This is a genomic window from Enterobacter sp. MALB-1, assembly GCF_041021625.1.
GTDB classification, from domain to species: Bacteria; Pseudomonadota; Gammaproteobacteria; order Enterobacterales; family Enterobacteriaceae; genus Enterobacter; species Enterobacter oligotrophicus.
This window is the reverse complement of record NZ_JBDPJL010000001.1, coordinates 2,683,938-2,695,913: the sequence shown is the minus strand read 5'-3', so window position 1 is coordinate 2,695,913 and position 11,976 is coordinate 2,683,938. Positions and strand designations below refer to the sequence as shown.

Annotated in this window: 10 protein-coding genes; 8 read left to right on the top strand and 2 right to left on the bottom strand. The window is 54.0% G+C overall.

Translation table 11 applies throughout. The features are described 5' to 3' along the window. Positions 1–64: 64 nt before the first annotated feature. Both flgK and flgL read left to right on the top strand, forming a co-directional pair. The gene (flgK, locus tag ABGB15_RS12900; protein WP_152084202.1) at positions 65–1,705 is read left to right on the top strand and encodes a flagellar hook-associated protein FlgK; all 1,641 of its coding nucleotides are present in this window, start codon (positions 65–67) and stop codon (positions 1,703–1,705) included. A 14-nt stretch (positions 1,706–1,719) separates the two neighbouring features. Beyond that, complete coding sequence (flgL, locus tag ABGB15_RS12895; RefSeq protein ID WP_215722971.1) at positions 1,720–2,673, top strand: flagellar hook-associated protein FlgL; 954 nt, start codon at positions 1,720–1,722, stop codon at positions 2,671–2,673. A gap of 147 nt (positions 2,674–2,820) precedes the next feature. Here the strand turns inward: flgL and rne are convergent, their stop codons facing one another. Further along, entirely contained in the window at positions 2,821–5,913 is a 3,093-nt protein-coding gene (gene rne / locus ABGB15_RS12890) for a ribonuclease E (protein ID WP_215722970.1), read from the bottom strand. A 571-nt stretch (positions 5,914–6,484) separates the two neighbouring features. Between rne and rluC the strand changes: the two genes are divergently transcribed. Further along, positions 6,485–7,432, top strand: a complete 948-nt coding sequence (rluC, locus tag ABGB15_RS12885) for a 23S rRNA pseudouridine(955/2504/2580) synthase RluC (protein WP_369064191.1) — start codon at positions 6,485–6,487, stop codon at positions 7,430–7,432. A gap of 76 nt (positions 7,433–7,508) precedes the next feature. Here the strand turns inward: rluC and ABGB15_RS12880 are convergent, their stop codons facing one another. Beyond that, positions 7,509–8,093: a nucleoside triphosphate pyrophosphatase gene (locus ABGB15_RS12880; protein WP_215722968.1), complete on the bottom strand. Its 585-nt coding sequence runs from the start codon at positions 8,091–8,093 to the stop codon at positions 7,509–7,511. Between the two features lie 140 nt (positions 8,094–8,233). On the opposite strand from ABGB15_RS12880, the gene yceD reads away from it, so the two are divergent. From yceD to fabD, 5 genes are all read left to right on the top strand, one after another. Further along, the gene (gene yceD, locus ABGB15_RS12875; RefSeq protein WP_014883375.1) at positions 8,234–8,755 is read left to right on the top strand and encodes a 23S rRNA accumulation protein YceD; all 522 of its coding nucleotides are present in this window, start codon (positions 8,234–8,236) and stop codon (positions 8,753–8,755) included. A gap of 16 nt (positions 8,756–8,771) precedes the next feature. Further along, positions 8,772–8,945: a 50S ribosomal protein L32 gene (rpmF, locus tag ABGB15_RS12870; protein WP_003857964.1), complete on the top strand. Its 174-nt coding sequence runs from the start codon at positions 8,772–8,774 to the stop codon at positions 8,943–8,945. An 80-nt stretch (positions 8,946–9,025) separates the two neighbouring features. After that, positions 9,026–10,060: a phosphate acyltransferase PlsX gene (gene plsX, locus ABGB15_RS12865; protein WP_152084206.1), complete on the top strand. Its 1,035-nt coding sequence runs from the start codon at positions 9,026–9,028 to the stop codon at positions 10,058–10,060. A gap of 6 nt (positions 10,061–10,066) precedes the next feature. Next, on the top strand, positions 10,067–11,020 hold the full coding sequence (locus ABGB15_RS12860) for a beta-ketoacyl-ACP synthase III (RefSeq protein ID WP_152084207.1): 954 nt from the start codon (positions 10,067–10,069) through the stop codon (positions 11,018–11,020). 15 nt (positions 11,021–11,035) lie between these two features. Continuing rightward, entirely contained in the window at positions 11,036–11,965 is a 930-nt protein-coding gene (fabD, locus tag ABGB15_RS12855) for an ACP S-malonyltransferase (RefSeq protein ID WP_152084208.1), read from the top strand. The last annotated feature ends 11 nt before the right edge of the window (positions 11,966–11,976 follow it).

Below are 11,976 nucleotides of genomic sequence, written 5' to 3'. Positions count from 1 at the left end.
TCCCGGTAGCGGCTGCCGATAACCTTCATCAGGACTCGTGTCTGAAAGTATAAAAGGAACCCCCATGTCCAGTTTGATTAACAGCGCCATGAGTGGCCTCAGTGCTGCACAGGCGGCACTCAATACCGTCAGTAATAATATTTCAAGCTATAACGTGGCAGGTTATACCCGCCAGAACACCATCCTTGGGGCGGCTAACAGTACGCTGACAGGCGGTGGCTGGGTTGGCAACGGGGTTTATGTTTCCGGTGTACAGCGTGAGTATGATGCTTTCATTACCAATCAGCTTCGTGCTGCAGAGACGCAAAGCAGCGGCCTGACGACGCGTTATCAGCAGATGTCAAAAATTGATGACGTCCTCTCTGATACTACCAACTCGCTCTCCACCACCCTGCAGGATTTCTTTAAAAGCCTGCAAACGCTGGTCAGCAACGCGGAAGATCCGGCTGCACGTCAGACGGTGCTGGGCAAAGCCGATGGGCTGGTCAATCAGTTCAAAACGAACGATCAGTATCTTCGTGACCAGGATAAGCAGGTGAATATTTCTATCACCAGCAGCGTTGATCAGATCAACGGGTATGCGAAGCAAATTGCGAACCTGAACGATCAGATTTCTCGTCTTACCGGTGTGGGGGCGGGGGCATCACCAAACGAACTGCTCGACCAGCGCGATCAGCTGGTCAGCCAGCTTAACCAGATTGTCGGTGTGGAAGTGACCGTGCAGGACAGCGGCACCTATAACATCTCCTTCGCGAATGGTTACTCTCTGGTGCAGGGCAGTACGGCAAGCCAGTTGGCTGCAGTGCAGTCCAGCGCTGACCCGTCACGTACCACAATTGCCTATGTTGATGCCGCGTCAGGCAACACTGAAATTCCTGAAAAGCAGATCACCACCGGCTCGCTGGGCGGGCTGCTGACGTTCCGCTCTCAGGATCTTGACCAGGCGCGCAATACCCTGAATCAGATGGCACTGGCTTTTGCTGATGCCATGAATACCCAGCATGAAGCCGGTTTCGATGCGAACGGTCAGGCGGGCGGAAAACTGTTCGACTTCGGTTCACCGGCAGTACTGAGCAACAGCAAAAACACCGGTGGCGCGTCGTTGACGGCAACGGTTTCTGATAGCTCTGCCGTGCAGGCAACTAACTATAAAGTCGAATATAACGGCACCGACTGGACGGTGACGCGCCTGTCAGACAAAACCAGCTTTACGGTGACACCGGATGCCAGCGGCAATCTGGCGTTTGATGGCCTGAATGTGAATGTCAGCGGTACAGCCAATCAGAAAGACAGTTTCCTCGTAAAACCAGTCAATGACGTCATCGTTAATATGGAACTGACTATTTCCGATGAATCAAAGCTGGCGATGGCTTCCGCCGCTGACAGCGGTGAGAGTGACAACACCAACGGGCAAAAACTGCTGGATCTGCAGAATGCCAAAGTGGTGGGTAACAGCAAAACCTTTAACGATGCTTACGCCGCACTGGTCAGTACCGTGGGCAGCACCACGGCATCGCTGAAAACCAGCAGTGAAACCCAGGGCAATGTGGTAACTCAGCTCACTAAGCAGCAGCAATCTATCTCCGGGGTTAACCTGGATGAAGAGTATGGCAACCTGCAACGTTATCAGCAGTATTACCTGGCGAATGCGCAGGTTCTTCAGACTGCCAGCACGCTCTTTGATGCGTTAATCAACATTCGCTAAGGCTGAGGTTAAAAATGCGTATTAGTACACAAATGATGTATGAGCAGAGCATGCGTGGGGTGACAAACTCCCAGAGTCTGTGGCTCAGCTATGGCGAACAGATGTCTACCGGCAAGCGAGTCAATCGCCCGTCTGATGACCCGATTGCTGCCTCTCAGGCCGTAGTTTTGTCTCAGGCGCAAACGCAGAACAGCCAGTATGCACTTGCCCGTACCTTTGCCACGCAGAAAGTCTCGCTGGAAGAGGATGTCCTTAAACAGGTCACCACAGCGATCATCAGTGCTCAGGAAAAGATCGTCAACGCGGGTAATGGCACGATGAGTGATGACGACCGTGCATCGCTGGCAACCAACCTGCAGGGTATCCGCGATCAGCTGATGAACCTGGCGAACAGCACCGACGGAAATGGACGCTATATTTTTGCCGGTTATAAAACGGAAGCCGCGTCTTTTGATCAGACTTCGGGTGATTATCAGGGCGGTACGACGCCGATTACCCAGCAGGTGGATTCTGCACGTTCGATGCAAATCAGCCATACAGGCAGTGAAGTTTTCGACAGCTTTACCAGCAACGCGAAACCTGAGCCGGATGGCAGTACGCCGGAAACAAACCTGTTTAAGATCCTTGATACGGCAATTGCCGCGCTGAATACGCCGATAGAAGGCGATCAGACAAAAGCGGATGAGTTTACCGCCAGCATGGATAAAGCGAACCGTGGGCTGAGTAACTCACTCAATAACGTGCTTACCGTTCGTGCGGATCTGGGGACTAAGCTGGATGAGCTGAGCAAACTTGACTCTCTGGGCGATGATCGTGCGCTGGGGCAAACTCAGCAGATGAGCAACCTCGTGGATGTGGACTGGAACTCTGTGATTTCCTCTTATTCCATGCAGCAGGCAGCGTTGCAGGCCTCTTATAAAGCGTTCAGCGATATGCAGGGTATGTCTCTGTTCCAGCTGAACAAATAATGTCTTGACCTCTTAGAACATGTCTTGAAACTGGGCATGTTTTGACTGCCCAATCCGTCTGGATTGGGCATTTTTTTTAGCTGATTTCCCCTGAACAGACGCCATAAAAAAGCCGACCCGAAGGTCGGCTTTTCGTCTTAATGAGATTTACTCAACAGACTGTGGACGGGTAGCTGGCGCAGTAGCCTGGTGCGTTGCACTGTGACCACCGGCGGCACCTTTACCGTCAAAATGGAATGCAGGACGAACCCAGTCGCTATGGCGTGGCGCTTCCGGCACATAGTCAGGTGCAGGTGCGCGCGTCATCGGCGCAGTGGCAACGTGTGGGGCTGCAGCAGTGGCAACCGGCTCCGGTTTCACTTCTGGTGCTTGTGCTTCCACTTCCACGGTTTCGCGAACAGGTTCAACGTCAATTTCTACTTCCTGAACCACGTCTTCAGCGACAGTTTCAATAACGACTTCAGCAGGTTCTTCAGCAGTTGCAGGTTCAACTTCTTCTGCAACCTCTTCAGCCACCACGGTGTCTTCTTCGGCGATAAACTGTGGTGCAGCATCAACTGGCGCAGCAATCACTTCCGGGTGGGTGGTTTCCACTTCAACCGCGTGCGGGGCTTCAGATTCTACAGCCAGCGGTTCAACCACAGTAGCTGCTTCAGGCACGACCTCTTCAACCGCAGCCACTGGTGCAATCACCTCTTCGGTTACAGGTTGTTCTTCAACAATCTGTTCCGGGCGAGCAACCGGGTAGCGGAGCCACACTTTACCGGAGGCCATTTCTGGTGACGCGCATGCCACGGCTAACGGCATTGGAGACTGAGTCGGGTAACGCTCGTCACGGTAACGACGACGGCGCTGGCCGCTGACGCGCAGGTGACGCGGAGAACGACGGGAGCGACGCGGCATACCAGCATTATCACGGTTTTCAGCGTTATCATCCTGTTCGACGTTGCTTTCAACTACGGCTGGCAGGTCAACTTTCGCCACTTGTGTGCCCGGTGCGCTTTCGGTCGTTTCAGTCGCGACAACGGCCGTCTCTTCCGTTTGCTGTGCACCAATACGCACTTTCTGCGACAGCTGGCGCTGTTTACGGCGCGGCATCACCTGAGTACGTTCTTCCTGTTCAGCCTCTTGCTGTTCCACAGGCTCTTCGCGGTTCAGGTTTTTAACTTCCTGCTGCGCCTGGCGTTTATCGTCGTTACGGCGACGATTGCGCTCACGGCGAGGCTGCTGCTCGTCACGCTGTTTGGTTTTCTCAGGCTCGTCACCCGCCGCCTGCTGGCGAATTTCGCGGTCTTCAACGTTCTGCTGTTGTTTCTCGCGACGGTTGCGACGGTTCTCTTCACGCTGCTCGCGGCCTTCGTTGTTGTCTGAACGGTTATCGCGGCGCTCGTTACGATCGCGGCGGTTGTTCTGACGTTTACGACGATCCTGCTGGCGTTCAGGCTTCGCTTCTTTCGGTGCTTCTTTCGGTTGTTCCGGCTGAACTTCTTCGCCTGCAAACATTTTCTTCAGCGCACCGAAGAGGCGGCTCAGAAGGCCTGGTTGCTCCGGCTGTGCTTTCGCCACCGCTGGCGCAGGTTTTTGCACAGCAGGTTTCGCGGCTGGTTTTTCCAGCGCGGCTTCCGGCGGTGCTTCCGGCATAATGAAGGTGGCTAAGGCAGGCTGCTCAGGCAGTTTGCGCTCGGCAGGTTCTTCATCCGATGGCAGCGCCATCTCTTCTTCATGCAGCTTCGGCAGCAGGTAGCTGAGCGTCGAGGTCTCTTCACCCTTACGAACACGCAGAACGTGATAGTGCGGGGTTTCCATCTGATCGTTTGGCACGATGATGCAGCGAACGCCACCCTGACGTGCTTCAATGGCGCTTACCGCGGCACGTTTTTCGTTCAGCAGGTAGGAGGCAATCGGCACCGGAACAATGGCGTGAACTTCTTTGGTGTTCTCTTTCAGCGCTTCTTCTTCAATCAGACGCAGAATAGAGAGGGACAGCGATTCGTTGTCACGCACTGTACCCGTACCGGAACAGCGCGGGCAAACGTGATGGCTGGACTCACCCAGTGACGGGCTGAGACGCTGACGGGACATCTCCAGCAGGCCAAAGCGCGAGATATGGCTAATCTGGATACGCGCACGATCCTGACGCACCGCTTCACGCAGACGGTTTTCAACCGCGCGCTGGTGACGAACAGGCGTCATATCGATGAAGTCGATAACAATCAGACCACCCAGGTCGCGCAGGCGGAGCTGGCGGGCGATTTCATCAGCGGCTTCAAGGTTGGTATTGAAGGCTGTCTCTTCGATATCACCGCCGCGGGTTGCACGTGCGGAGTTGATGTCGATAGCGGTCAGCGCTTCGGTCGTATCGATAACGATAGAACCGCCGGACGGCAGACGCACTTCACGCTGGAAGGCGGACTCGATCTGGGATTCAATCTGATAGTGGCTGAACAGCGGGATTTCACCGGTGTACAGTTTGATTTTGCTGGTGAAATCCGGACGACCCAGCGCAGCGATGTGCTGGCGAGCCAGCTCAAGCACTTTCGGGTTATCAATCAGAATTTCGCCGATATCCTGACGCAGGTAGTCACGGAAGGCACGCACGATAACGTTGCTTTCCTGGTGGATCAGGAACGGAGCAGGGCGGCTTTCTGCCGCTTTCTGGATGGCTTCCCAGTGCTTCAGACGGAAGCTCAGGTCCCACTGCAGCGCTTCGGCAGATTTGCCCACACCTGCGGTACGAACGATAAGCCCCATGCCATCCGGCAGTTCAAGACTCGCCAGCGCTTCTTTCAGCTCGGTACGGTCATCACCTTCGATACGGCGAGAGATACCACCCGCACGCGGGTTGTTCGGCATCAGAACCAGATAGCTCCCCGCCAGGCTGATAAAGGTGGTCAGTGCGGCACCTTTGTTGCCACGCTCTTCTTTATCAATCTGGACGATAACTTCCTGACCTTCACGCAGAACATCTTTAATGTTTGGGCGGCCATGGGAGTTGTAGTTTGCAGGGAAATATTCGCGGGCGATTTCTTTAAGAGGGAGGAAACCGTGACGCTCAGCACCGTAATCGACAAATGCAGCTTCAAGGCTTGGTTCAATGCGGGTGATCTTACCTTTGTAAATGTTCGCTTTTTTCTGTTCGTGTCCAGGACTTTCGATATCCAGATCGTACAGGCGCTGCCCATCCACAAGGGCGACACGCAACTCTTCTTGCTGAGTTGCGTTGATTAACATTCTTTTCATCGTAACTTACTCATTATTCTTACATTGACGACAAAGCTGCGGGCAAGGTGACGCTTTCCGGGGTATGAACCGATGGCCTCGTGTCTGTTCACGTCGCCAACCTCACGGTTGTCGCTCGCTTAAGAGGCGCAGAGTGTCGGTTGCCTGTATTTCATACGGAAACACAGCGCAATTATCAGGGGAATTGCCTGGGAAAACTCTCCAGAGAACAATCCTTATACCGGGAAGTACTGCAACCCGCAGCCCGCTAACTGCCTGAAAGATCAATACGTCTTACGCCATTGCTGCGTGGATGATCGGTCAGACAAAATTGGTCATTCCGTCGATATCCTTACAAAACCCGGATTTAACGCGGAAAACAGCCTCATTATTCCACTGCTCGCCGGGTTATAGCAAGATGACTTTTACCAATTATCACCCGGTTACTCACAGTTTCTTCACTTCAACGCGACGATTGGTTTAATAACCACCAAATCGATTGCGCAAAAGAAGGAGCAGGCCGGATAAAAGTAAATATAAGCATAGAAAAATGAGTGGCGCTAATGCCTGACGATATTTAGAATCGCCAACCATGAAAACAGAGACTCCAGCCGTAAAAATGGTTGCCATCGCGGATGATGAAGCGGGGCAACGCATCGATAACTTTTTGCGCAACCAACTGAAAGGTGTGCCAAAAAGTATGATTTATCGCATCTTGCGTAAGGGCGAGGTGCGGGTGAACAAAAAACGCGTGAAGCCCGAGTACAAGCTCGAAGCCGGTGATGAAGTGCGTATCCCGCCGGTGCGCGTGGCTGAACGTGAAGAAGAAGTGGTTTCGCCTAAGCTGCAAAAAGTGGCTGCGCTGAGTGATGTTATCCTTTATGAGGATGACTATATTCTTGTGCTGAACAAGCCGTCTGGGACAGCCGTACACGGCGGCAGTGGGCTGAGCTTCGGCGTGATTGAAGGGTTGCGCGCGCTGCGCCCGGAAGCCCGTTTCCTGGAACTGGTGCATCGTCTGGACCGGGACACCTCCGGCGTGCTGCTGGTGGCGAAAAAACGTTCTGCGCTGCGTTCGCTCCATGAGCAACTGCGTGAAAAAGGGATGCAGAAGGATTATCTGGCACTGGTTCGCGGTCAGTGGCAATCCCACGTTAAGGTAGTGCAGGCACCGCTGCTGAAAAATATTTTGCAGAGCGGCGAGCGCATCGTGCGTGTGAATCAGGAAGGTAAACCGTCTGAGACGCGCTTTAAAGTAGAAGAGCGGTATGAGTTTGCCACGCTGGTGCGCTGTAGCCCGGTGACGGGCCGTACTCACCAGATCCGCGTGCATACGCAGTTTGCCGGGCATCCGATTGCGTTTGACGATCGCTATGGCGACCGTGAATTCGACAAACAGCTGGCAGGGACGGGGCTGTCGCGTCTGTTCCTGCATGCGGCGGCACTGAAGTTTACCCATCCGAATACCGGCGAAACTATCCGTATTGAAGCGCCGCTGGATGAGCAGTTGAAACGCTGTCTTAAGGTCCTGCGCGGCTGATTTTGCCCGGCGGCGCTGCGCTTGCACGGACCTACGGTTTTGTAGGCCGGGTCAGCGCAGCGCCACCCGGCGAAGGTCACATCGTCAGCGGATTACACTCTTCTCGCCTTAACATCTGGCACAGCGCAATCAGCGGCAATCCAACCAGCGTATTTGGGTCACGGCCGTCCAGCTTGTCGAACAACGCAATCCCCAGTCCTTCACTTTTAAAGCTCCCCGCACAGTTCAGCGGACGTTCCCGACGCACGTAGTCGGTAATCTCCTGATCGCTGAGGTGACGAAAGTGCACGTCGAAGGGTTCACATTCCGTTTGCAGATGGCCTGAGGCGGCGTTGTAGAGCGCAAGACCCGTATAAAAGGTCACGATAGTGCCACGTGCTCGCATCAACTGCTGGCAGGCGTTCTCTTCGGTATGGGGCTTGCCGGTGATCTCTCCGTCCAGCACGCAAACCTGATCGGAGCCTATAATCAAATGAGCGGGATAGCGGGCGGCAAGCGCCTGTGCCTTCTCTTGTGCGAGACGGGTGACCAGATGACGAGGTGATTCTCCCGGATGCGGCGTTTCATCAATCTCTGGCGCGGCACATTCAAACGGAATCCCGAGTTTTTCCAGCAGCATTCGGCGGTAGGGTGATGTGGAAGCAAGAACGAGATTTGGCATATTTTTATCACCAGATATAGCGTATCGATGCCAGCCATTTTAAACTACAGGCCGCAATGTGTGCGAATAATTGGCAAAAGGCAGCCCAGGTTGCCTTTTTCTTTGACTCTATGACGTTACAAAGTTAATATGCGCGCCCTATGCAAAAGGTAAAATTACCCCTGACTCTTGATCCGGTTCGTACGGCTCAAAAACGCCTCGATTATGAAGGTATCTATACTTCCGATCAGGCAGAGCGTATTGCCGAATCTGTAGTCAGTGTGGACAGTGATGTCGAATGCTCCATGTCGTTCGCTATCGATAACCAGCGCCTCGCCGTTTTAACCGGTGATGCAAAGGTGACGGTAACGCTCGAGTGTCAGCGTTGCGGGAAACCGTTTGTACAGCATGTTCACACAACGTATTGTTTCAGTCCGGTTCGTTCTGACGAACAGGCTGAAGCACTCCCGGAAGCGTATGAGCCGATTGAGGTTAACGAATTCGGTGAAATCGATCTGCTGGCGCTGGTTGAAGATGAAATCATCCTCACCTTGCCAGTGGTTCCGGTGCATGATTCTGAACACTGTGAAGTGTCCGAGGCGGACATGGTCTTTGGGGAACTGCCTGATGAAGCGCAAAAACCAAACCCATTTGCCGTATTAGCCAGCTTAAAGCGTAAGTAATTGAGGAGTAAGGTCCATGGCCGTACAACAGAATAAACCAACCCGTTCCAAACGTGGCATGCGTCGTTCCCATGACGCGCTGACTGCAGTTACCAGCCTGTCTGTAGACAAGACTTCTGGTGAGAAACACCTGCGTCACCACATCACTGCTGACGGTTTCTACCGCGGCCGCAAGGTTATCACTAAGTAATCACGCGTCAGCGTGATTAGGCTTAGTGAGGAACTCCCCGTGCAAACGGGGAATTTACCGAACCAGGCTGCGACGATACCTTGACACGTCTAACCCTGGCGTTAGATGTCATGGGGGGAGATTTTGGCCCTTCCGTGACAGTGCCTGCAGCATTGCAGGCACTGGATTCTAATTCGCAACTCACACTTCTTTTAGTCGGCAATCCCGACACAATCACGCCATTACTTGCAAAAGCTGACTTCGAACAACGTTCACGTCTGCAGATTATTCCTGCGCAGTCAGTTATTGCCAGTGATGCGCGCCCCTCGCAGGCTATTCGCAATAGCCGCGGCAGTTCTATGCGCATCGCGCTGGAGCTGGTGAAAGAAGGGCGAGCGCAGGCTTGCGTCAGTGCGGGGAATACCGGCGCGCTGATGGGGCTGTCGAAATTACTGCTCAGGCCCATTGAGGGTATTGAGCGTCCGGCGCTGGTGACGGTATTACCGCATCAACAAAAGGGCAAAACGGTGGTGCTCGATTTGGGTGCTAACGTTGATTGTGATAGTACAATGCTGGCTCAGTTTGCCGTTATGGGGTCGGTGCTGGCAGAAGAAGTGGTCGGGATCAACTCCCCCCGCGTTGCATTACTGAATATTGGTGAAGAAGAGACGAAAGGCCTGGACAGTATTCGCGATGCTGCGGAAATACTCAAACAGGTGCCCTCCATCAACTATATTGGTTATCTCGAAGCTAATGAGTTGCTGACGGGCAAAACGGATGTCCTGGTCTGCGATGGCTTCACCGGAAACGTAACGTTGAAGACCATGGAAGGGGTGGTGAGAATGTTTCTTTCTCTGCTGAAATCGCAGGGAGAGGGGAAAAAAAGGTCCTGGTGGCTGATTTTATTAAAGCGTTGGTTACAAAAAAGCCTGACGCGGCGATTCAGTCACCTCAACCCCGACCAGTATAATGGCGCCTGTCTGTTAGGATTGCGCGGCATTGTGATTAAGAGTCACGGTGCTGCCAATCAGCGAGCATTTTCCGTCGCGATTGAACAGGCAGTGCAGGCGGTGCAGCGACAAGTCCCTCAGCGGATTGCCGCTCGCCTGGAATCTGTATTAGCTAAAAGTGACTGAGCGTACATGTATACGAAGATTATTGGTACCGGCAGCTATCTGCCAAAACAGGTGCGAACCAACGCCGATCTGGAAAAAATGGTAGATACGTCTGACGAGTGGATTGTCACGCGCACAGGTATCCGTGAACGTCGTATCGCCGCGCCAGACGAAACGGTTTCCACCATGGGTTACGAAGCCGCACAGCGCGCGCTTGAGATGGCTGGGATCGATAAAGAAGAGATTGGTTTGATCGTGGTCGCCACGACGTCTGCCACGCATGCGTTTCCAAGCGCGGCGTGCCAGGTGCAAAACATGCTGGGTATTAAAGGCTGCCCGGCGTTTGACGTTGCCGCTGCCTGCGCAGGTTTTACCTACGCGCTGAGCATTGCCGATCAGTATGTTAAATCCGGTTCCGTGAAGTATGCACTGGTCATTGGTGCCGACGTGCTGGCACGTACCTGTGACCCAACCGATCGCGGTACGATCATTATTTTTGGTGATGGCGCGGGTGCGGTACTGCTGGGGCAGTCCGAAGAGCCGGGCATCATCTCCACGCATCTGCATGCTGACGGTCGCTATGGCGAACTGTTAACGCTGCCGAACGCCGATCGCGTTAATCCGGACAGCTCAATTTACCTGACAATGGCAGGTAACGAAGTGTTCAAAGTGGCCGTGACCGAGCTGGCGCACATCGTTGACGAAACGCTGGAAGCGAATAACCTTGAACGCACCGCGCTCGACTGGTTGGTGCCGCATCAGGCGAACCTGCGCATCATCAGCGCGACGGCTAAAAAACTGGGCATGTCAATGGACAACGTTGTTGTGACCCTCGATCGTCACGGCAACACCTCTGCGGCGTCTGTACCGTGCGCATTTGATGAAGCGGTACGCGATGGACGAATCAAACGGGGCCAACTGGTCTTGCTTGAAGCCTTCGGTGGTGGTTTCACCTGGGGTTCCGCGCTGGTTCGTTTCTAGTATAAGGACTAAAAGATGACGCAATTTGCTTTTGTGTTTCCCGGTCAGGGATCTCAAACCGTTGGGATGTTGTCTGAAATGGCAGCAAATTATCCGGTAATCGAAGAGACTTTCCGTGAAGCGTCCGACGCGCTGGGTTATGATCTGTGGGCGTTGGCTCAGCAGGGCCCGGCCGAAGAGCTGAACAAAACCTGGCAGACTCAGCCAGCGTTGCTGACCGCCTCCGTTGCGCTGTGGCGTGTCTGGCAGCAGCAGGGCGGCAAAGCGCCAGCGTTGCTCGCGGGCCATAGTCTGGGTGAATACTCTGCGCTGGTATGTGCAGGCGTGATCGCGTTTGCGGACGCGGTACGTCTGGTTGAGCTGCGCGGTAAATTCATGCAGGAAGCGGTGCCGGAAGGAACGGGTGGCATGTCTGCCATTATCGGCCTTGATGATGCCGCTATTGCAAAAGCGTGTGAAGAATCCGCCGAAGGTCAGGTCGTCTCGCCGGTGAACTTCAACTCGCCAGGCCAGGTGGTTATCGCCGGTCATAAAGAAGCGGTTGAACGTGCGGGGGCTGCCTGTAAAGCCGCGGGTGCGAAACGTGCTCTGCCGCTGCCAGTGAGCGTACCTTCGCACTGTGCGCTGATGAAGCCCGCTGCTGATAAACTGGCGGTTGAACTGGAAAAAATCACCTTCAACGCACCGACGATTTCCGTTGTAAACAACGTCGATGTGAAATGCGAAACTGCGCCAGAGGCTATCCGTAATGCACTGGTTCGCCAGCTCTACAGCCCGGTACAGTGGACCAAAACCGTTGAGTTTATGGCCTCACAGGGCGTTGAGCATCTGTATGAAGTCGGCCCTGGTAAGGTCCTCACCGGTCTGACAAAACGTATTGTTGACACCCTGACGGCTTCGGCGATTAACGAGCCGGAAGCACTGTCAGCGGCACTCTCGCAATAAAAGAGGAATAC